This window comes from Flavisolibacter nicotianae (assembly GCF_003628535.1).
In the GTDB taxonomy this organism is placed as follows: domain Bacteria; phylum Bacteroidota; class Bacteroidia; order Chitinophagales; family Chitinophagaceae; genus Flavisolibacter; species Flavisolibacter nicotianae.
Map to the genome: position 1 here is coordinate 676843 of NZ_RBCI01000003.1, position 21333 is coordinate 698175.

Consider the following 21333-nt stretch of genomic DNA (forward strand, 5'->3'; position numbering starts at 1 on the left):
AGTAGAGCGTTGGTTTTTCAATGGTTGTTATGAAACGGTGTGCAGGCCTCCTGATCTTTTTTTGGGCACTGGGTGCGCAGGCGCAAAAGCCTACGGCAAATTTTTTTGCCATTGACACCTATGTGCAGTCGGTGCAGGAAGCCAACCTCGATACACTCGCCGGTAAACTTATCTTCCCTTACACAACGGAGCTGGAAAAAGTGCGGGCCATCTATAGCTGGATCTGCCAGAACATCCGCTACAATGCCGACATCTACAAACCGCTTGCCCTGCGTGCCCGCTTCCGGCAGGAACCCCTCGATACAACAACGGAATGGAAGTCGGCCGATGAAATGGTAGCGCAAAAAGTACTGCGCCGGCGGCTGGCGGTTTGCGATGGGTATTCGCGGCTCTTCAAGGTTCTTTGCCAGTATGCCGGTGTGGAAGCTGTTGTGTTGAACGGCTATGTGCGGACTGATTTTGACCGGGCTCCAGAACGCTTCCGCACCAACCACACCTGGAACGCCGTTCGGATCGACAGTGCCTGGCACCTGGTCGATGCTACCTGGGGCGCCGGCTATATGACCTATGGCGATGAATTTGTACAAAAGCAAAACGACTTTTATTTTCTTACGCCACCCGACGAACTGATCCGCGATCATTATCCCGAAGACCTGCGCTGGACGCTGCTGGCAGCACCGCCGTCGCTGGCGGAGTTTCGCAAAATGCCCTTCAAAAGCAAGGCTTATGTGAAGTACGGGATCCATTCATACTTTCCAGCCTATGGACTGGTCGATGCGGAGCCGGGAGATACGCTGGTCTTTTCCATTCGCCTGAACGACGTAAAAAAGGCCCGGGCCATTTCACCGGATCCCTTTCTTGATACGGCCAGTTTTTCCCTGTCGCCGGCCAGTGTTTTTATTCGGCCCGAGAAAGAAGCCGGCGATTCGGTCTATTACCGTTTCGCGGTGGATGGGTCTACCCAATGGGTGCACCTGCTGTTCAACGATGACGTCATTCTTCGCTACCAGGTTCGCCGACGGCCTTCACTGGCAAGCAACTGAGCGGATACGTTCCACAGAACGCAGCATGTCCTGGTAGTGTGAACCTTTCCAGTAAATTTTCCCGCAAGCGGTGCACCGGTAAAACTCTTCAAAGAAAAGCCGGGTCTTTTCCGGCAGCAATTCCACGATTTCATTTTTTGCAACAGTGGCAAGCAGGCCGTTGCAGGCAATGCACCGCATGAATGGTTGCAAATAATTGCATAGCGAAAAGCGACTGATCACCTCCAACAGTTGTTCTTCGCTTTGCTGCGAACGAAGCCAGTAGCCCCACTGCAGCAGTTTGTGTTTAAGCAGGCCAACATCCCGGGTCAGCACCACCCTGTTTTCTGTTGTGGCAATGGCTATGATTTCAGGGTCGTGCAGGTCGTTGCGGTAAATGGTGTCAATGCCCAGCATCCGGAGGCGTCTTGCCAGCCCGCCCAGGTGAACGTCGAGCACAAACCTCGCAGGCGACCCTGCCGGTAACTGCCGTTCATACGGAAAGACGTCGATTTCGTCGCCGGGCTGCAAGAGGTAATCAAACGGTTTTTCTTTCCCGTTCACAACGATCTTCCCCACTTCCACGTGTGGAACGCCATTGGCTTCGATGGCATCCTTGACTGACGAAGAAAAGCGGCAGGGAAAATCCAGCCGCGTATTTTTTTGCCGGGTACGCAGGAAATCATTCAGGCTGCCGTGAAACAGAAAACCGGTATGGAAGAACGGCGGTTGCATGATGTTGCGGTGTGTAGGTATTTGAATGGTCCGGTTATAACGCAGCAATTCATTTACCAGTATACTGAACGGTGATATTCCTTTTTAAAAAGGTTCTGTCTGATGGCGAACGACGGACGACAGTCGGAGAAACGGCTTGCTTTAATCCCGCTTCCATCAGTGGCGGCCGGCTATCATAAAAAAAGGAGCTGAAAAAGCTCCTTTTCAAAATTGTTGGCAATGACCTTCTACCTGATCCAACGCTGGAAAAATTCGTAGGTCCGCAACATCTGGTCGATGCGCTGGCGGTTGTCGCCGCTGCGGGTGAGCTCGTGCGTGGCACCCGGGTGGCGTACATATTCTACCGGCCGCCCAAGCACCTTCAGGCTGCGGTACATCATTTCGCCCTGCACAAAGCCGGTACGGCGGTCGTTGTCGCCGTGAAAAATGATGTAAGGCGTGGTGATATTCTGTACATAGTTGATCGGCGATTCCCGCTCAAGGACTTCCTTCACTTTCGGTTCCCAGGGATAGCCGCCAAAATAACGCGGCACGAGGCGCCAGGCATTGCCTTCGCCGAAAAACGTCGCCAGGTCGTAAACGCCGCGTTGCGAGCAGGCGGCCTTAAACCGGTTGTCGTGCGAAATGATCCATGCCGTGAGATAGCCTGCATAGGAGCCACCTGTTACCATTAGTTTGGTGGTGTCGGCCCAGCCTTCAGCAACCGCTTGATCCAGTGCCGTCAGTACATCCGACGTGGGCCCGGCGCCCCAGTCGTTAACGTTAGCGCGGAGAAAATCCACACCATAGCCACCCGATCCCCTGGGATTGCTGTATACCACACCATATCCCTTTGAAGCGAAGTACTGGAACTCGTGCCACATGCTGGCTTCGCCCGGTCCCCACATGGCGCTGGGACCGCCGTGGATCTCCAGCAGCAGCGGGTACTTTTTCCCGGCTTGAAAATTGGTCGGCTTCATCACCCAGTATTCCACCGTTTGGCCCTTGTTGTTGACAAAGGTTTTTTTCTCCGGCAGGGAAAGTTTTTTGTCTTTCACCCATTCGTTGAAATGACTCAGTTGCGAAATATTTTTCAGCGCGGCATCTTTTGCGGTCATGTCGGCAATGAAAATGTCCGAAGGTGTCGTGACTTCCGTCTTTGCGAAGATCACTTTGTCTCTGCCCACCCCGAAAGAGGTGATACCGGCGTTAAAATCCGATAACTGCTCCACTTTTTTGGTCAGCATGTTGACGCGGTAAAGCGGGGCACCGCCATTGCTTTGCGCAACGAAGTAGAGATATTTTTCATCGGGACTCCACACCAGGTTTCCCTTTGACCTGTCCATCGGGATGACGATCGGGTCTGTCGACCGTTCGCCAAACGGCATGAGGGCCAGGGCCGGAATGTCGCCATCGACGGGGCCGTAAAAATAGGCCAGCCATTTGCCTGTCGGCGACAGGCGTGCACTGTTGAAGCTCTGGCCTTTTTGCCCCAGGAACAACCTGATATGTTTGCCATTGGAGTCGGCTACGTAGATCTCGCTTTCGAGGGAACGGTCGGGATGTTCCAGCGAATCGATATCAGCCGTGATCAGCAGTTTTTTGCCATCGGGAGTAAATTCCACGGAACCATAGCGCGAAAAGCCCGTGAGGATGGGTGTTGATTCGGCCTGTGGCCTGGCATCGACCACAAAGAACTGTGTAAAGCTCATGTTTCCCGAAATATTGGATTCGTCCTGGAAGTTCAGTTTGTTCAGCACCGTGGCCTTGCCATCGGCTTCGTTGTTCAAAAGGTAGGCCCTGATCTCGTCGATGCTGCCATTGGGGTTTGGTCTTGCTTTGGCGGCTCGCTGCAATTCCGCATTGCTGATTCCCGGTTTTTCCGAAGGCCAAACGGGGTAGGAGCGGGTGGGGTTTAAAACCGAATCTTTCAGGAGGTCTTTCATCTGCACCGAAGCCGAATAAATGATGCGGGTGCCATCCGGCGACCATTTGGGGTTGAAGGCACCTGAAGTGCTTTTCGTCAACTGCCAGGCTTCACCACCGCCGAGCGGTAAAATAAAAACCTGCGGCTTGCCATCGACGGCCCTCACGAAAGCAATGCGTTTGCCGTCGGGACTCCAGGCGGGGGCGGAGGAGCTTTCTTTGGCGTAGGTCAGTTGAACCGGTGTTGCGCCGGCGGCCATGTCCACGGCGTAAAGCTGGTTCACGTATTTGTAGTCCTGTTTCGAACGTTCATCGGGTTCGATGGTGGTAAGTGTAAAGACGGCTTTGCTTCCATCGTTGGCGACCGCCACGTTACCGGCGGTTTTCATCTTCAGCAGGTCGGTGACTTCCATCAGGCTGTTGCCGTTTTGGGCAAAGGCAAGGGTTATCCAAATACTGCAGAAAAAAAGAAGGGTTGTTTTTTTCATGAAGGGATTTCATTTTTTGAGAAGGACTAAAGATACTGTACAAACCTGCCGCAAAAACAAAGAAAAAGCCCTGTGGAGAGTACAGGGCTTCAGGAAAAAAATGTGTCAATTTTAGAACGACTTCCCGTTCAGTGTTTCGTTCAGCCATCCAAAAAATTCCCGTTGCCATACCAGGGCATTTTGCGGCTTCAGCACCCAGTGGTTTTCGTCGGGGAAATAAAGCAGTTTGCTTTTGATGCCTCTTGCCTGGGCGGCATGAAAGGCCATCAATCCCTGTTCGATGGGCACGCGGTAATCTTTGCCTCCCTGCACAATGAGGATCGGCGTGTTCCATTTGTCCACGTGACTGATCGGGTTGAAATCGTTGAATGATTTCTGCGCTGTTTTGTTGTTCTTGTCCCAATAATTACCGCCGAATTCCCAGTTGGTAAACCACAGTTCTTCCGTGGTTCCTGACATACTGCGGATGTCGTAAATGCCGTCGTGCGCAATGAATGTTTTGAAACGGTTTTGGTGGATGCCGGCAAGGTAATAGGCGGAGTATCCTCCATACGATGCACCCACACAGCCGCGGCGGTCTTTGTCCACAAAGGGCTCTTTGCTGATTTCGTCAATCGCTGTGAGGTAGTCCTTCATCACCTGTCCACCCCAGTCTTTGCTGATTTGCTCGTTCCAGTCCTGGCCATGCCCGTACATGCCACGGCGGTTCGGCGCAACAACGATGTAGCCATTGGCCGCCATGAGCTGGAAATTCCAACGGAATGAATAGGACTGGGTCAGCGGGGATTGCGGTCCTCCCTGGCAATAAAGCAACGTGGGATATTTTTTCGACGGGTCGAAGCCGGGCGGGTAGATCACCCACACCGTCAGCTTTTTTTTGTCGGTGGTTGTCAGCAGTCGTTTTTCGATTTTGCTCATCCCGATCTTGGCATAGATTGCGTCATTCACATGCGTGACCTGCTCCATCTTGCCCGACGAAAGATCAACCGTGTAAAGCTCCGCCGCATGGTTCATATCGGTACGGCTGACGACCAGGGCGTTTCCGCTTTGTCCCACAATTTCCGCAATGTCAAAATCGCCGTGCGTGAGTTGTTGAATGGAGGGCTTTGCCGAAAAAACCTTATCGATCACGAACAGGTGTTTGGCGCCACCGATGGCCCCGTTGAAGTAGATCGACTGGCCGTCGGCACTCCATACAAAACCGTCTACGGAGTTGTCCCAACCCGCCGTGAGGTTGACAATCCCCTTTGCAGTTTTTACCACGATATCCTGCTTGTCGGCTTCATAGCCATTGCGCTTCATGCTCAACCAGGCCAACGTGCCGGCGGGTGAAAAAACCGGGTGGGTATCATATCCCATCATGCCTTTGGACAGGTTGGTGGTTTTACCGCTGGCAAGATCGTATTGAAAGATTTCGGTGTTGGTGCTGACGGCGTATTGCGTACCGTAGGCCGGCTTGGTAACATATACAATGGATTTGCTGTCCGGCGACCAGATGTAGTCTTCTTCACCACCAAACGGCTTTTGCGGACAGTCGTATGGCAGGTCTTTCATGATGTCGACGCCTTCGCCGGGTTTGCCGTCAACGAGTGGCTGCAGGAACACGTGGCTGTATTCGCCGTCTTCCCATTCGTCCCAATGACGGTAGCCGAGACCATCGTAGATCTGCACGTTCGATTTTGGCAGGTCGGGATAGACGTCCTTGCCAAAGACCTTGCGCAACTTGACCTCTTTTGCTGCCAGCAGGTATTTGCCGTCGGGTGAAATTCGACTGTTGCGTACCAGTTTTTCCGTGTCGGAAACGGCCCTGGCCATACCGTTTGCCAGCGAAATGACATAGGATTTTTTGTTGCTTTTGTTCGCTTCCATATCGGGTGTACTGACACTGTACACGACGCTTTTGCTGTCCCGTGTGAGTCCAACGGCCGAAACTCTTCCGAGTTTCCAAAGGGTTTCCGGTGTCATCCTGTCTTGTGCTTGCAGCATACTAAGCTGCGTAATAAAAACGGTGATCAAAAGAGCTTGCTTCATAACAATTACATTGGTGCCGAAAGGTAGGCAAATTCGACCTCAGCAAGGCTGGACAAGCAAAAAGCCACGAGGTTCCCGTGGCTTTTTCGTTGACAGATCCCGCCTTGTTAGACATCCGGATCACGATCCCGTTCTACGGTCTTGGTAACCCGTACCCTGTCGGTTGTGCTGACGCTATCGCGGCCACGGTTGCTCAGCAGGGCAACGAGTAATAAGATGAACACAGCGGCACCGACCACCCAGACCCAGGGCGATGTGTACCAGGCGGTGTTGCCTGTGCTGTCGTTAGAGGTGACGTTGATACTCGTTTTCTTTTCCGTTGTGGAAGTGGAACTGCTTTCGCTGCCGCCACTACCGCTTCCCTGCTCCTGGCTCCAGACGGCAAGGCTAAAGATGCTCAGGAAAAAAACCAGCAATAGCGATCGTCGTGCAAAGAGATTTGTCGCGTGTTTCATATTGTTTGTTTTAAGGATCCTGTTTTTTGTTCTGTTTGTTTCAACAATTGCGCCACCCATTCTTGATGCCCAACGGCTTGCCATTGGCAAATAAAAACAAACCCGGCAGACTACTGCAAATCTGCAGCCGCGCCGGGATGGGTTTGGCAGGAAAGTTGGAGAAATGTAAGTCTCATTAAACCAAATGGAGGATTTTTATGGCAACACAAGGGGATACCATCAAAACGGTAAGAACAGGAAGAAAAAATCCTGAACACAAAGAAGGTCCTGTCGCAGCTTCGATTGAAGAGCAAACTGCGAAGCTTCCTTCCGATTTGTTTTTATGGCTGGGAGTGGGGTCAATGATTGTTTCTGCGGCATTCCAGATTGCCGGTCAGAAAAAGGTCAGCAATTTTATCGGACACTGGCCTGTGAATTTCCTGGTGCTTGGCTTGTACAACAAGCTGGTCAAACTGGAAGGACACGATTAATTTTTGAAAACAATGGCTGATGATCGATGACGGAAGACAGCCCATTCAGAACTGTCATCCGTCATTCATCATCTGTCATCCTTCTCTTTCCTCTTTCCGCGCCACTTCCAGGACGAAATATGGTTGCGCAAAGCCGGCTTTCTGTAATATATGTTTTGCCACGTTGTACACTTTTACGCCTTTCTGCGTGGTGCCCTCCAGCTTTCCTGCATGTGCATGGCCGTGAAAAGCGGCAACGACATTTCTTCGTTCCAGGGGTTCTGCCAGACGTGACGATCCAAGAAACGGATAGATCACTTCCGGTTCACCTTTGATTGTTTCTGCAATCGGGGAATAATGCAAAACGGCAATTTTGGGAATGCCCTCGTTCTCCTGCTCCAGCCGCGCCAGGGCCCTGTCGAGATGCAAGGCCTCGTCGACCGCTTCCTGCACAAAGGCTTTCATGGCGCCTTCGCCGAACATCGACAACATGTGGTTGTCGAAGCCGCCGCCAAAGCCTTTGATGCCGGCAAAGCCGACGCCTTTGAGCACGATGCATTCGCCGTCCAGCACGTGCACATTGTCGGTTTGGAGGATTTTCCGAATGAGCTTGTGCCGGCCTTTTTCGTGGTCGTGATTACCCAATACACACACAACGGGAATCGTCGCGGCCCGCAGTTCTTCCGCCAGCACCTGCGCTTCGCCTTCATCGCCGGTGTCGGTCAGGTCGCCACCAATCACAAGAACGTCGGCGCTGCGGGAAATTTCTTTAAAATAGTCTGTCCATTTACCCCTGTCGTTTTCCCGCACATGTAAGTCGGCAACGGCGGCAATTTTTACCTTGCTGCCATTGGCGACAGGCGTTTCGTTGATTGCGCTGTTTGTCTCCATGCCTGCTATTTTACGTCGTTAAGAGAAGCTGCCTACACGGTCATAATCGTGCAGCTCTTATAGTTCCATTCCTTGATATCGATTTCGTACTGGGTGTTGTCGATGATGGGGCCCCTGCACACTTTTTCGTAGGGCGATGGCAGGTCGTATTGTTCCTGGGCTCTTTTGATCAGTTCCTGGAAAAGCCATTCCGGAATGATCTCGCGGTATTCCGATGGGTATACAAACTGGAACTGCAGCAATTGCATCAATAAAAGGTGCCAGTGCGGGTCAATCCGCGCCAACAGGCGTTTCCAGTCGAGCTCCTTGCCGTGCTTCAATATGATGTGGTTGATGTCGGAGCCGTCGAAGCGTTCCCGGTTTTGCACATAGAGTTTGCACCAGATGAGTTCTTCCGCTGGAATGATCTTAACCGGCACGCCATAGACCATCGAGTCCTGCGCGAACTCGTACCAGCGGTCGTCTACAATACAGATATTGTTGACGGTGCTGAAGATGATGTCGATGTAATGATTGTCGCGGTGCACCTTGGCCAGCCAGCGGATGTCGTACATCTGTGTTTCATAGCCGTGGTCGGCAAAGAGTTTCAGGATGGAAGCATACTCGGAAGGCTTGCAGAAAATGTCCATGTCCTTAGTGTCGCGGCGAATACCGGTGTAGTGGTAAAACGCAAAACCGCCGCCCATTAAAAAAGAGATGTTGTTTTCGCGGAGCAACTCCAGGGACGCTTTGTAAAAATCGACTGCTTCTGTTCTTGGTTCTACTACTTTTAGCATACAGCTTGATTGAATAAAGGTTAGCCGATGTGGCTGAAAAGGTTAACCCCTATTACGAATAAAGAAACGTGCCAAGTTGAGCTGTTGCAGCAGGTCCCGGAAGCAGGCGTAGGAAATTGATTTTCATCCTGTTTGGATAGATAAACAGCGGCCTGTGGAAAGGACAGGATGAGTTGCCTCGGTGTTGTTCGGAACGGTGAACGGAGCGTCGCAACCGGCGCCCAACCGGAGAGGTGACGCTGGTGCCAAAACCGGCACAGAACTCACAGGTTTTTAAAAACCTCTGAGCCCTGTACACTCACTAATTTTTTTTCTCGATAACACCGTAGTACGAAATGGCCTGGCGGTTGTTGCTGAGCACCTGCAGTGTGGCGTACCCGTTTGTGGAGATGGAATAAGAGAGTTCCGAGACGTCCCGTGCATCTGTTGGACGAATGGTGATTTCCCAGCCGCCTTTTTGTTTTTCCTTCAGCTTGTAATCAAACTTCTTCGACGTAAAATGGATTCCGCCTTCCGAGCCATAGGCGCTGGAATAGGCCCGTCCGAAATAGGGGAGATAGGTATTGATGGAGTCCTGCAGCACTTTCATGTCGTAGCCGTTGGTAAGCTGGATGACGGTACCCTGTAAGGGCCAGGCAGATTGCGCTTTAAAAACAAACTGCTTGTTGGATAAAATTGTTTTCAAAGTGGCACTGTTGGTTTCCTGGGCCGATGCGTCTCCCCAGGATACCAATCCAAGTGCAAAGATTGCCAATGAGTGAATGCTGATCTTCATGCAAATACCTCGTTTTCAGAATACAAAATTAGCCAAAGCCCGTACCACCGGGACCAGCCCGGCTAAACATTAACAGGGGGGAAAAGTTAAAACAACTTTGCTAATGTTGGCGGTTGCAAAAAATAAAAGGCAAAAGCAATGTCATTGGTGCACTACTTTTTCCTTTCGGGCTCACGAATATAGATGTAATCAGGTTGCAAGTGTTCCTTCTGCCGGTTGTACCGTTTCTTCTTTAATCAGCTCCTTGTTGATAATGACAGCAGCCTTTGCTCCTTCGGCGGCGGCCACCACAACAAAATGCATGTCCTTGGCGGCGTCGCCGGCAACGTAGAGACCTTCAACGTTGGTTTGCTGTTGCCGGTTGGTGAGCACAACACCCTTCTTCGACATGATGCAGCCAAAGGTTTCGGCGAGGTCGCACTGCATGCGGAAGCCGTTCACAAAAAACAGGGCATCGCACTGGCGCTTCTCCCCATTTTTGAAACGAATGTTTTTGAGGTGGTCGTCTTTGTGTTCCAGTTCGGCAATGGGATAGGAAACGATCGTGATGCCGTTGGCGACCAGTGTTTCTACTTCGGTCGGTTTGAGGCGGTTGCGTCCGTCCGTATAAAGTGTAACGGAATCTGTCCAGCATTTCAGTGCCAGTGCCAGTTCGAAACCGTTCTTGTTGCGGGCATAGACGCCCACATTTTTTTCCTGTACCTCCCAGCCATCACAATAGGGGCAGTGAAAAACGGATTTACCGTACAGTTCCTTAAAGCCAGGGATCTCCGGGAGGTTGTCCCACAGACCCGTAGCGATCAGGAGTTTTTTGGAATGATAGGCTTTTCCATCTTCGTCTTTCACCATGAAAATTCCATCATCGTTTTTGCGGGCTGTCGCCACTTTTTTATGGATCATTTTTGCACCATATTTCTTTACTTCCGTATGGGCGAGGGTCAGCAATTCAGACGGCAGGATATTGTCCCGGGTCAGGTAATTGTGTACGCCATGCGAATAGCGGTTGCGGTAGGTGGCGCTGTCAAAAACCAGCACTTTGCGGCGGCAACGGCCCAATACGACAGCGGCGTTCAGGCCGGCAGGACCGCCACCAACAATGATGCAATCTTGAAGGTTCATGTTCTGTTGCGTTTGCAGTTTCACGGGTTATCTAACAAACAGGTTCACAAATTGTTTTTCCCGGTTTGGTAGAACAACCTGTGAACCCGTGAACTTGTGAACTGTAAATTTACTCGGCCCCGGCCCGGCGATGTGCATCCACCATTTTTTCCTTTTGTTTGCGCAGGATGCCTTGCAGTTTGTTGATGCATTCATCGATCGCCTGCTCAAAACGTTCGTCCTGCTCTTTTACAAAAAGGTCTGGTCCCGGCACTTCCAGGCGTATTTCGCAATAGTCGCTTGGCGTAGAGCGGTCGGGCCCCTGAAACAGGGTCACGTTGGCACGGATGATCTTATCGGAAGGGCTGAGTTTTTCCAGTTTTTCGTTAATGTATTGCTCCAGGTTGTCGCTGTGTTTGAATCCTAACGATTGAATGATTACGTCCATAACGGTGATTTTTGTTTTATCAATTTGAACAAATTTTTTTCCTTACCGCCGCAAGCCTCGTTTTCCTTTTCCATCCTTCGCATTTTTTTGCACCACGGTAACCGTGGCGTGCGGCCTGGCCGGCAATATCTGTCAGATGAGTGAAAAATTAGTGCCACTCCCTCAGGCAGAGATCGATTTTGCCATTGCAATGCGCTTGCGTTTCCGTGGCAGGGGCAGGCAAAACTCTTCGTGCTGTGCCGGGATTTCCACCCGGGGAAATCCTTTTGTTTGCAGCCGATCGCAAAAATCTTTCTGGACGGCATATTCACCGTGTACGAGAAAAATGCCTTTTACGCTTTCGGCTTGCTGCGCAGAGAGAAATTGCGACAGGTCGTCGGTATCGCCATGCGCACTCATCCCCTGCAATTGGCCAATTTCGGCGCCTACCCGGAGTGCTTCGTTAAAGATCTCCACGTCCTTTGTCCCGGAAAGGAGCTGGCCTCCCAGAGATTTGGAACCACAATACCCGACAAAAAGGATGGCGTTGGCCGGGTTGGCAATGCATTGGTTAATGTGGTGTCGAACACGGCCGGCATCGGCGGTACCACTGGCGGAAATGATCACGCAAGGCTCTTTGTAGTCGACCAGTTTGCGACTGTCTTCGACCGACTCCACGTATTTAAGCCCGGGGAAGTCAAACGGGTCGTTATCGATTTCCAGCACCTGCTGTAATCGTTCGTTGTACTGGTCTTTGTATTTTTTGATGATTTCTGTTGCCTTGAGACTAAGCGGGCTGTCGATAAAATATAAAAGTTCCGGAAGGCGGTTTTCAAGGCTTAACTGGTTCAGCGCATACAGCACTTCCTGTGTACGCCCAACGCTGAATGCCGGGATAATCAGTTGCCCTCCCTTTTGTACGCAAATTCGGCGGATCCAGTCGTGGAGCGTTTCAATGGTGTTGAAGGTAATGTCGTGTCGTTTGTCGCCATAAGTGCTCTCCATGATGATGTAGTCGGCCTTTGGCGTATCGGCCGGCGGTTGCAGCAAAACCGAGCGGTAACGTCCGATATCACCTGTAAAGAGCAGGGTGGTTTTTTTTCTTCCTTCCCGGATGCGCAAGGTGATGGCGGCACTGCCAATGAGGTGACCAGTATGGGTAAAAATCGCCTCCACACCGTCCATAATTTGGGTCCATTGATCAAAGGGCACCGTTTCCATTTGCTGCAGGCTTTGCACCACATCGTCGCTGTTATAGAGTGGATGGTAAGGAGAAAGGCCTTTAGCTTCCCGTTTTTTGTTGACGGTGTCCGTTTCGTAGGTCTGGATTTCGGCACTGTCGAACAGCAGGATCTCCGCCAGTTCGCGGGTCGCTTCCGTACAGATGATCTTTCCGGTAAATCCTTCCTTTACGAGTTTTGGGATCAGTCCCGTATGATCGATGTGGGCATGCGATAACAGCAAGATATCGATGGAGGAAGGTGAAAAGCCAAAATGGTTGTTCAGTTCATCGGTTTCGGCACCAAGCCCCTGGAACAGGCCACAGTCAAGCAAAATCTTTTTTCCGTTGTCCAATGTAACAAGGTGCTTGGAACCGGTCACGGTTCTGGCTGCACCATGAAATGCGATCTTCATAAGTGGGATAAAACGAATATCGTACCCGGCTTGCCGGCCGGTGAGGGTGAAAAAAAATCCCGGCACCTGGCCGGGATGATTGGGTTTATATACCGCTTCTGTCGCGATCCTGTTTTTTGTCGCTTAATTCACGTGACTGGTAGTTGTTCCAATCTGATCCATCCTGTGAATTTTGATCCTGCTGTCGTTGATCCTGCTGCCGCTGATTGCTGACATCCTGTTGCTGGTCTTGCTGGCCAGACTGATCCAGTTTGCTTCTTTGCGAATCCTGCTGCATACCTCTGTTTTGCTGATTTCTATTCTGTTCCATAATTGTGAATTTTAGTGAAACAATTCATTCCCCAACAGTTGTACAAAAACTGTGCATTTTCCTCTTTGCCATAGGATTAGAGCGGCATTCGGCCGCGGCTGTACCTGGTTTTCGTGTCGAAATGGCAATCGATCGCGTTCGCCTGAAACGGCTTTAAACCAGCTCGATTTGCTTTGGAATTAACGAGTTTGCAGCGGACATTGTGACACCTCACCGTTCGAAATTGCCTGATCCTCTCCGAAACAATAAAAGTGGTTTTCTATGGTCAATTTGGGAAAGACTTTGCCGGCCGACACGTTGTTCCCGATGCGGTTTATCAAATCATTTGAGTCGGAAAGCGGTTTATGTAACGGGCAGATTTATAACCCACGAATGTTTAGGTATGATCATTCCCGCCACTTTCCGCCGGTTTGTTTTTTTTGGGTTAATTCTTCTTATTTTGAGAGCAAATCGTTCATTCACTGCGAGAGGGACTTTTTATACGAAAGAACAAGGCCCGCTGGGAGAAACTGCAGCAGGGCGCCGACACCGATGCCGATGAAACCGCAAAAAACTTTGTGCAACTGGTGGATGACCTCAGCTATGCCAAAACATTTTACCCCGGCAGCCGTGTCACCCGTTACATCAATGCACTGGCAAGTAAAATTTACCTCGGCATTTACCAAAACCGGAAGGAAGAAAGAAACCTCCTGCTCCACTTCTGGAAATACAATGTGCCGCTGACGGTGTACAAGCACCGGCGCATCATGTTGTTTTCGTTTTTTATTTTTTTCCTTTTTTATACCGTCGGTTTTTTTACAGCGCGGCAGGACCCCTTGTTCATCCGTGAAGTTTTCGGCAACGCCTATGTGGACGAAACGGAAAAGAACATTGCTGAAGGAAACCCGTTTGGCATTTACCAGGGCGGCGATTCGCTGTACATGTGGATCGGTATCATGATCAACAACATCATTGTTTCGTTCATGTATTTTGGCAAAGGACTGTTCCTGGGCATTTTTTCACTCCTGTCGCTGGGAAAGGAATCGATGCGGGTGGGCGTGTTTCATAACATGTTTGCGGCAAAAGGGTATGCCACCGGCTTTTTCCTGGCCGTTATGATCCATGGCCTGCTGGAACTGTCGGCGATTGTAATGGCCTGCGGCGCCGGCATCGTCATGGGCACTTCGTACCTCTTTCCCGGAACCCGAAGCCGGCTGGCTGCATTCAAAGACGGGGTGAAGGACGGGGTAAAGATCGTTGTCGGCCTTGTGCCGGTACTGATGCTGGCGGCGTTTTTTGAAGGTTTTGTCACCCGTTATTACAAAATGCCCCTTGCATTGAATATTGTGTTGCTGTTGTTTTCCGCAGCGTTTGTGTTGTTTTATTTTTTGATCTATCCAATTCAATTAAAGCGTAGAGGGAAGGTTGTGCATGTGTAAGAAGGCTTCATTTGTTTTTGCGGTTTTTTTCCTGTTGCTGGCAACAATGGCCGGTGCGCAGTCTGCTACTCCCATTATTGATTCGATTGAAACCAGTCCCTTGCAGGTTGATGATACGGCATCGTTTTCTGTCGTTTCTCAGCCGCAGGCCGTCGCGGCCCGGATCGTTCCGAAACAACAGGTCGATTCGCTCAAAGCGGAAGATGATTTCTGGTACGCCAATACATCGCCAGAGCGAAAAAAACTACCACCCGCTGATAGAGAAAACCGGCAACGAACGCTTTTCCAGCAGGCCTGGTTCCGTGACCTGCTCTGGGTGATTATCCTGTGCAGTTTTGTCGCCGTTGTGCTATGGTACCTGTATTCGAGCCGGATTTTTCTTTTTCGCAAAAAAGCAAAAACGCTTTTCCGGGAAGATGGGGAGGATGCCGTGCCCGACGACATTTTTGCACTGGCGTATGCTACCGAAATTGCCAACGCCGAAAATTCGGCAAACTTCCGCCTGGCCGTGCGTCTGCGTTACCTGCAAACCCTGAATGAACTGGCCGAAAAAAGCCGCATTGAATACCAACACGGACGAACCAACAGCGACTATGTGCGGCAGTTGCAATCCTCGCCGCTATACCGCGACTTCTTTCGCCTGACCCGCAATTTCGAATACACCTGGTACGGGCAATTTGATTTATCGGAGGCAGCTTATGAAATGATGCGAAACGATTTTTCTTCTTTTCAAAACCGGCTGCGCGGATGAAAAAGTTTACACCCTATATCGTTGGTGGCGCTGTGCTGCTGTTGTTCGTTGTGGTGTTGCTCGCAAGCAGGGGTAAACCCAGCCGCCGCCTGGATGAACGCATAACGCTTCGCCAGCAGGATAAAATTCCCTACGGAACAGCCGTGGCCCGTCACCTTTTGCCCACGCTTTTCCCGGTGGCCGACGTGGCAACCGATTCCCGCTACCCGGGTTCGTGGGATCGGATCGACATGGATGATTCTGGCCAGGCCGTAATTCTCGTGGCAGATTATTTTGACGCCGAGGAATCCGAACTGCGCAGGCTGGGACGTTTCGTGGAAAAGGGCAATGCCGTATTCATCATTGCCCGTGCATTTTCGGATGATGCTTCAAACTTCTTCCACATTGCTGCCAGCGGCTATAACAGCCTTTTTTACGAAAGCAACGAAGACAGTTTGCAAATACGGTTGGAGCGGACGTCGTTTGCACCCGACTCTTTTTTTGTTTATCCCGGCAAACGCTACGAAAGTTACCTCCGCCGGTTCGACACGGCAAGAACAATAGTTTTGGGCCGCAATGATGGTGGCTGGGCCAACTTTATCAGTATGAAAAAGGGGAGTGGGAACTTTTTTCTTCACACGGCACCGCTGGCCTTCAGTAACTATTTTATCCTGCACAAACAAAACATCATCTATTACCAGAATGCGTTGTCGGTGCTGCCGCAAAATGTAAAGACAGTTGTATGGAACGAGTATTATTTGCAGAAGGCGCATAATCCTTCCGATGATAAAGACGTCAACTGGCTGGGTGCTTTGTTCCGTCAGCCGGCTTTCCGGCGAGGCTTCTTAACGGCGATCGCCACGTTGCTGTTTTTTCTCCTGCTCGGCATGCGCAGAAAACAGCGGATGATACCGCCTCACGAAAAACCCAAAAACGATTCGCTTGATTTTGTTAAAACCTTGGGCCGCCTTTATTACGACAAGGGTGATCATCAAAACCTGGCGGAGAAAATGGGTGCTTACTTTTTGGAGCATGTGCGGTCGAAATACAAAATTCCAACGCATACGTTTGACGAAGACTTTGTAAAGACGCTGCAGGCTAAAAGCGGCTACCCCGAACCGGAACTCAACCAGATCGTCAGGGAGATGAAGCGGTTTTCCGATTCGGATTATGTGAGCGAAGAAGAGCTGGCGCATTTTCACAAAAACCTGGAACTATTTTATCAAAATACCTGAGATGGAAGAACAAGTCATATTTGAGCAACGAACCGACTTAACCAAATTGAACGAAGCGGTGCAGGCCGTGCGGCAACAGATCAAAAAGATCATTGTCGGGCAGGACGAGATGGTAAAACTGATCCTCGCGGCGATCCTGGCCGATGGTCATGTGTTGATTGAAGGCGTGCCGGGTGTTGCCAAGACCCTTACCGCAAAACTGGTTTCCAAATCATTGGCGGTGGGATTTTCACGCATCCAGTTTACTCCCGATTTAATGCCCTCCGATGTGCTGGGCACACCTGTTTTCAACCCGAAGGATGCCGTATTCGATTTCAAGCGGGGACCGCTTTTCAGTAACATCGTGCTGATTGACGAGATCAACAGGGCACCGGCCAAAACGCAATCGGCGTTGTTTGAAGTGATGGAGGAAAGACAGATTACGGTTGATGGAAAGACCTATGCCATGCAGGCGCCGTTCATGGTAATGGCGACGCAAAATCCCATCGAGCAGGAGGGGACCTATCGCCTTCCGGAAGCGCAGTTGGATCGTTTCCTTTTTAAAATCGTGGTGCCTTATCCCAACGAAGCCGAGGAGTTGGAGATCCTCACCCAGTTCCACCAGCTTGGTAGCACCGATGTTCTGTCTGCCATTGAACCGGTGTTGAAGGGCGAGGTGATCGTGGAGATCCGCAAGGTGGTCAAGCAAATCGTGATCGAAGAGAGGCTGCTGGCATTTATTGCCAAACTGGTGCACCAGACACGGAATCACAAATCGATCTACCTGGGTGCTTCACCACGGGCTTCGCTTGCCATCATGAATGCTGCGAAGGCGATCGCTGCGATGAACGGTCGGGATTTTGTAACACCGGAAGACATCCTTGAAGTGGTGCCACCCGTTTTGCGGCACCGCATCATCCTGTCGCCGGAAAAGGAAATGGAAGGCGTAACCGAAGACATCGTGATCAAGCAAATCATTCAAACCTTCGATATCCCCCGCTGATGCTGCGACGCCTGCTTCACTATTGGGACATTACAACCTTTTACCTTGACAGGAAGGTATACTATGCCGGCTATTCTATCGCGGCTCTTTTTGTCCTTTCGTTTTTTGTGCCGCTGCTGGAGTCAATTGCTTTTTTTCTCCTCCTTGCACTGGCGTTGCTGGTGGTCGCCGACACGTTCCTGCTTTACCAGAAAAAAGGACTGACCGCCGCCCGGCTCCTGCAGGACCGGTTCAGCATTGGTGACGAAAACAAGGTTGTGGTTCTTTTTCACAACGAATACCCGTTTGCCGTTACGGCGACCGTCATCGATGAATTGCCTTTTCAGTTGCAGGAGCGTAAATGGAAGCGTGCGTTAACAGTGGCAGGCAACAGTACGGCCGAATTGGTTTACGCCATCACGCCGCAGGAAAGGGGCGAATACCGGTTCGGATTTATCAATGCATTTGTCCGTGGTCCGCTGAATGTGGTGCAGCGACGTTTTATCCTTGGTGAAGAGCAAACGGTGAAAGTATACCCCTCCTATATCCAAATGCGCCGCTATCAACTGCTGGCCGTTGCCAACCGCCTGCAGGAGACCGGCTTAAAGCGGTTGCGCCGGCTGGGGCACAGCATGGAGTTTGAGCAGATCAAGGAATATGTGCGTGGCGATGATTACCGCACCATCAACTGGAAGGCCACCGCCCGTAAAGGGGACCTGATGGTGAACAATTACACGGATGAGCGCAGCCAACAGATTTATTGCCTGATCAACAAAGGCCGGGTGATGAAGATGCCGTTTGAAGGGATGACCCTGCTCGATTACGCCATTAACGCATCCCTTGTGCTTTCGGGTGTTGCCGTGCAAAAGCAGGACAAAGCCGGACTGATTACGTTTGGGCAGACCATCGATGCCTTCGTAACGGCTGATAAAAAGCCCACGCAGATCAATGCGATTTTAGAAGCGCTTTACAAGCAGCAGACGGCATTTCTGGAGCCTGATTTGGAAAAGCTTTTTTCGGCTGTACGCAACCGCATTACCCAACGCAGCCTTCTGGTATTGTTCACCAATTTCGAATCGTTCGACAGTCTCGACCGGGTGCTTCCTTCGCTGAAACGGCTGGCGCATTATCACCTGTTGATGGTGGTGTTTTTCGACAATACGGAGCTGAAGGTGCTTACGGAAAAACGAGCAAATACAACGGAGGAAATTTATATCAAAACAATCGCGGAGAAATACCGCTACGAAAAGCACCTGATTGTAAAAGAACTCCAACAAAACGGCATTATAGCGGTTTTATCGACCCCGCAAAACTTGACGATAAACGCCCTGAACAAATACCTGGAACTGAAGACGAGGCAGTCAATTTAGCAGGATATTGTGCTATTTTGATATTATGATTTTGGTGGCATAAAATATCCCAATATCCCACTATCTGATTATCCGAGTCTCCTGCTATCTACGCTCTCCTGTATGTCCAATTGGTCAGACGGTCCTGCAAGTTGCCACCGGTAAACGGAGATTTTTCTGGTAGGTATTTCCAATAGCGACGCGGCATGTGCTGAATGTGCAGCTTTGTATTTTTCCGGGCTGCGATGTTCACGCCTTTGAAATACTGTTTCCACAGCTGCTGGTAAATGACTTCCGTTTCGTCGTAAACAGGCGAAACATCCTTGCCTCCTGAAGTTGTTTCGGAGAACTGGATTTGCACAGTGCTTACTGTGTTCAGGTCGTAATAAAGCCCATAGCGGCGGCGGCCGTCGTAGATCATCCACCGCTGGTGCTGGTAGCGGGTTTTGAAGTGCTCCGCGATCAGGGGCAGCACGTTATAATCCGGCTCAATGATGGCATAGTACAAATCGTCGGTCGTGCGCTGAAACTGTACAAAGGCCTCCATGCGGTGCTTTTCCCGCCACACTTTTTTGGCTGTCTGAACTACTGACACGACAGCAGTATGGCTGTAATCTTCTTCCACGAAGGCGTCGGAAGAAAACACATACTGGATGTATTGCAGCAGCGTGTTTTCGATGCCATCCAGTTCGGAAAGGAAAGCCCTTTGTAGCTGGTCCTGCGCCTCGTGGGTGAGCTTTTTTTGCAGCCCTTTCCAAACACGGTCGCTGTGGCGCAGGTCAGGGTTGGCGATATGCGGTTCGGCAAAAAGCGAAGGCTGGTGCCTGTGTGCCGGTACGATATCCACATCGGTGAACTTGTATTCGTACACATCGAAAACTGCGCACAGAAAGCCCTCAAAACTGCCGTTGTAAACAATTGTTTGCATGGTTTAAAACAGGTTTAATTGGGTTGAATGATTTGCAGCGTATTTGGCATGCGGGGTCGCCAGGATTAACTCCCGATCTGCCCCGGTGTGGTCATTGAGTGGGAAATCCTGCCCTTCCTTTTCGTTAGCTGCCGTTCGGCGATAGGTCGTATTTGGCAGCGTCGGCAAGGATCGAAAGCTTCTCCAGCACCCGTTCATTCATCCTTTAAAAATACTAAAAAACATAGCAAAAACGGGTGCCGAAATGTGGTAATTTTCTTAAAGAAACAGCGCCTTGAAGCGCGGCTTTCCAGAGAAGAAATCATTGAATAAATTCTTCCGGCTCTTTGCGCAAAAGGCCAGAAATTTTAGCAATGTGATGGTCGTCGTGCTCCGCCACAAAATAGAGCGAATCGATCAGGCGCATGGGCTGCTGCAGGCGGGGATGCACCGATTGCAAACCCAATGTGCCCCTGTCTAATCCATACGCCGTTTCCAGGAGTCGCTGCCGTTCAACGATAAATGATTGCAGCAACTGTTCCAGGGATTTTTCGTTGTGGCGGGCTTCTTTGGTTTTGGTATTGTTCAGGTCTGCCGTGGCCAGAATTTCTTTTCCTTCAAGAAAATCCTGCAGGCGCTTCCACCAAAGTTCTTCCAGGTCGTACAGGTGCCCCAAATGTTCTTTCACTGACCATCCATCATTGCTTGCACCGGAAGCTTCCTCATCGGCCGTGGCCAGGATGTATTGCAGTCGGAATATCGTGCCTTCGAGCCGGCTGAAAATCACCGGGAAATTGGTAACGGGAAAGTCAAAGTTGAACGACCGTTCGAACCAGGGCGTTTGCTGTATCATGCGATATGCATTTAGGTCACTAAAGATAGTTTACAAGTTCTCTTGTTCACCAGTTCAGATGAAGACTATTTACGTACAAAAAAGTTTCTTTTGCAGGTTTATCGGGTTCATTCAGGGGCTTGTTGCGACGAGGTATTGCAGGTATTTCGCATTTTCCAGTGCGGCGCCTTCGGCCGTGTTGTTGAAGTATACATACGCTTCCCTTGTTTCGCTGCCGGCGATCTGCCTGGCAATGCGGTCGACAAAGCTGTCGTCGTACCGCGAGTAATACAGTTTTGGCACACCGTGAAAGCGGTAATAATTCACCGGCAGGTCAACCACCGGATCGCTGATCAGGCCCGGGTAGCTCACCCCGCAAAAAATAATATTGGCTTCTTTTAAGGCGGCATACACTTCCTTTCGCCACCAGCTGTTGTGGCGAAACTCAATGACGTTTTTGTAACGGACGTTCAATTGGCTGATGATATTCTGCAGCAGGCCCTCCTCATACTTCATTGACGGAGGGAGTTGAAACAGCACAGGCCCGAGCTTTTCTTTCAGTCCCTGGTGCGCAATGGTGTAAAAATCGTCGAGGATTTTTTGGGTATCCCTGAACCGTTGGAAATGGGTAATGAGCTGTGGGACTTTCACCGAAAAGCAAAAATCCGGGAGGGCTTTGGCGTACCAATTATCGAAGAGCTTTTGCTCCGGAAACCGGTAAAACGTATTGTTGATTTCGATGGTGTTGAAATGCTGCGCATAAAATTCAAACCATTTTTTTTGTGCCAGCTTTTCGGGGTAAAACAGGCCTTTCCATTCGCGGTAATAAAACCCGGAGCAGCCGATATGCCACTGGATATGTTGCATGGTATAAGCTGCTAAAAATCTGTGCCGGGAGGAAAGG

At 50.6% G+C, this 21333-nt stretch carries 21 protein-coding genes; 7 read left to right on the top strand and 14 right to left on the bottom strand.

Translation table 11 applies throughout. From position 1 onward, the window contains the following. Window positions 1-29 precede the first annotated feature (29 nt). Window positions 30-1043: a transglutaminase domain-containing protein gene (locus D6024_RS11285; protein WP_162944709.1), complete on the top strand. Its 1014-nt coding sequence runs from the start codon at window positions 30-32 to the stop codon at window positions 1041-1043. Here D6024_RS11285 and D6024_RS11290 read toward each other — a convergent pair. From D6024_RS11290 to D6024_RS11305, 4 genes are all read right to left on the bottom strand, one after another. Then, window positions 1026-1757 carry a Mut7-C RNAse domain-containing protein gene (locus D6024_RS11290; RefSeq protein WP_121354815.1) on the bottom strand — a complete coding sequence of 244 codons (732 nt, stop codon included), beginning with the start codon at window positions 1755-1757 and terminating at the stop codon, window positions 1026-1028. The genes D6024_RS11285 and D6024_RS11290 overlap by 18 nt on opposite strands. Window positions 1758-1984: 227 nt before the next feature. Continuing rightward, window positions 1985-4150 (bottom strand): S9 family peptidase, encoded by a 2166-nt coding sequence (locus tag D6024_RS11295; protein WP_121354692.1) that lies wholly within the window; start codon window positions 4148-4150, stop codon window positions 1985-1987. Window positions 4151-4261: 111 nt separating this feature from the next. Next, entirely contained in the window at window positions 4262-6181 is a 1920-nt protein-coding gene (locus D6024_RS11300) for a S9 family peptidase (RefSeq protein ID WP_121354693.1), read from the bottom strand. Between the two features lie 107 nt (window positions 6182-6288). After that, on the bottom strand, window positions 6289-6636 hold the full coding sequence (locus tag D6024_RS11305; protein WP_162944710.1) for a hypothetical protein: 348 nt from the start codon (window positions 6634-6636) through the stop codon (window positions 6289-6291). Between the two features lie 197 nt (window positions 6637-6833). Between D6024_RS11305 and D6024_RS11310 the strand changes: the two genes are divergently transcribed. Further along, window positions 6834-7106, top strand: a complete 273-nt coding sequence (locus tag D6024_RS11310; RefSeq protein ID WP_121354695.1) for a hypothetical protein — start codon at window positions 6834-6836, stop codon at window positions 7104-7106. Between the two features lie 75 nt (window positions 7107-7181). On the opposite strand, the gene D6024_RS11315 is transcribed toward D6024_RS11310, so the two are convergent. The 7 genes from D6024_RS11315 to D6024_RS11345 all read right to left on the bottom strand — a co-directional run bounded on the left by D6024_RS11315 (window position 7182) and on the right by D6024_RS11345 (window position 12964). Then, complete coding sequence (locus D6024_RS11315) at window positions 7182-7976, bottom strand: metallophosphoesterase family protein (protein ID WP_121354696.1); 795 nt, start codon at window positions 7974-7976, stop codon at window positions 7182-7184. A 32-nt stretch (window positions 7977-8008) separates the two neighbouring features. Further along, entirely contained in the window at window positions 8009-8752 is a 744-nt protein-coding gene (locus D6024_RS11320; RefSeq protein ID WP_121354697.1) for a nucleotidyltransferase, read from the bottom strand. A 301-nt stretch (window positions 8753-9053) separates the two neighbouring features. Continuing rightward, a complete protein-coding gene (locus D6024_RS11325) occupies window positions 9054-9527 on the bottom strand; it encodes a DUF4251 domain-containing protein (RefSeq protein ID WP_121354698.1) in 474 nt (157 codons plus the stop codon). 189 nt (window positions 9528-9716) lie between these two features. Continuing rightward, a complete protein-coding gene (locus D6024_RS11330) occupies window positions 9717-10646 on the bottom strand; it encodes an NAD(P)/FAD-dependent oxidoreductase (RefSeq protein ID WP_121354816.1) in 930 nt (309 codons plus the stop codon). Between the two features lie 109 nt (window positions 10647-10755). Further along, entirely contained in the window at window positions 10756-11073 is a 318-nt protein-coding gene (locus tag D6024_RS11335) for an HPF/RaiA family ribosome-associated protein (protein ID WP_121354699.1), read from the bottom strand. A gap of 162 nt (window positions 11074-11235) precedes the next feature. Continuing rightward, window positions 11236-12687 (bottom strand): MBL fold metallo-hydrolase, encoded by a 1452-nt coding sequence (locus D6024_RS11340; RefSeq protein WP_121354817.1) that lies wholly within the window; start codon window positions 12685-12687, stop codon window positions 11236-11238. An 85-nt stretch (window positions 12688-12772) separates the two neighbouring features. Beyond that, complete coding sequence (locus tag D6024_RS11345; protein ID WP_121354700.1) at window positions 12773-12964, bottom strand: hypothetical protein; 192 nt, start codon at window positions 12962-12964, stop codon at window positions 12773-12775. Between the two features lie 590 nt (window positions 12965-13554). On the opposite strand from D6024_RS11345, the gene D6024_RS11350 reads away from it, so the two are divergent. From D6024_RS11350 to D6024_RS11370, 5 genes are read left to right on the top strand one after another with little or no spacing between them, the layout of a single operon-like run. Further along, a complete protein-coding gene (locus tag D6024_RS11350) occupies window positions 13555-14415 on the top strand; it encodes a stage II sporulation protein M (protein ID WP_121354701.1) in 861 nt (286 codons plus the stop codon). Further along, window positions 14408-15166 carry a DUF4129 domain-containing protein gene (locus D6024_RS11355; RefSeq protein ID WP_121354702.1) on the top strand — a complete coding sequence of 253 codons (759 nt, stop codon included), beginning with the start codon at window positions 14408-14410 and terminating at the stop codon, window positions 15164-15166. Before D6024_RS11350 ends, D6024_RS11355 begins: the two co-directional genes overlap by 8 nt. Continuing rightward, window positions 15163-16380, top strand: a complete 1218-nt coding sequence (locus D6024_RS11360; protein WP_121354703.1) for a DUF4350 domain-containing protein — start codon at window positions 15163-15165, stop codon at window positions 16378-16380. Before D6024_RS11355 ends, D6024_RS11360 begins: the two co-directional genes overlap by 4 nt. Before the next feature lies 1 nt (window position 16381). Next, a complete protein-coding gene (locus tag D6024_RS11365; protein ID WP_121354704.1) occupies window positions 16382-17362 on the top strand; it encodes an AAA family ATPase in 981 nt (326 codons plus the stop codon). Then, window positions 17362-18711: a DUF58 domain-containing protein gene (locus D6024_RS11370; RefSeq protein WP_162944711.1), complete on the top strand. Its 1350-nt coding sequence runs from the start codon at window positions 17362-17364 to the stop codon at window positions 18709-18711. The genes D6024_RS11365 and D6024_RS11370 overlap by 1 nt, the downstream gene beginning before the upstream one ends. Before the next feature lie 88 nt (window positions 18712-18799). Here the strand turns inward: D6024_RS11370 and D6024_RS11375 are convergent, their stop codons facing one another. The 3 genes from D6024_RS11375 to D6024_RS11385 form a co-directional block, all read right to left on the bottom strand. Then, complete coding sequence (locus D6024_RS11375) at window positions 18800-19618, bottom strand: TIGR03915 family putative DNA repair protein (RefSeq protein WP_121354705.1); 819 nt, start codon at window positions 19616-19618, stop codon at window positions 18800-18802. A 301-nt stretch (window positions 19619-19919) separates the two neighbouring features. Continuing rightward, window positions 19920-20450 (bottom strand): DinB family protein, encoded by a 531-nt coding sequence (locus tag D6024_RS11380; RefSeq protein WP_121354706.1) that lies wholly within the window; start codon window positions 20448-20450, stop codon window positions 19920-19922. Window positions 20451-20561: 111 nt separating this feature from the next. Continuing rightward, complete coding sequence (locus D6024_RS11385) at window positions 20562-21296, bottom strand: DUF72 domain-containing protein (RefSeq protein WP_121354707.1); 735 nt, start codon at window positions 21294-21296, stop codon at window positions 20562-20564. Between the last annotated feature and the right edge of the window lie 37 nt (window positions 21297-21333).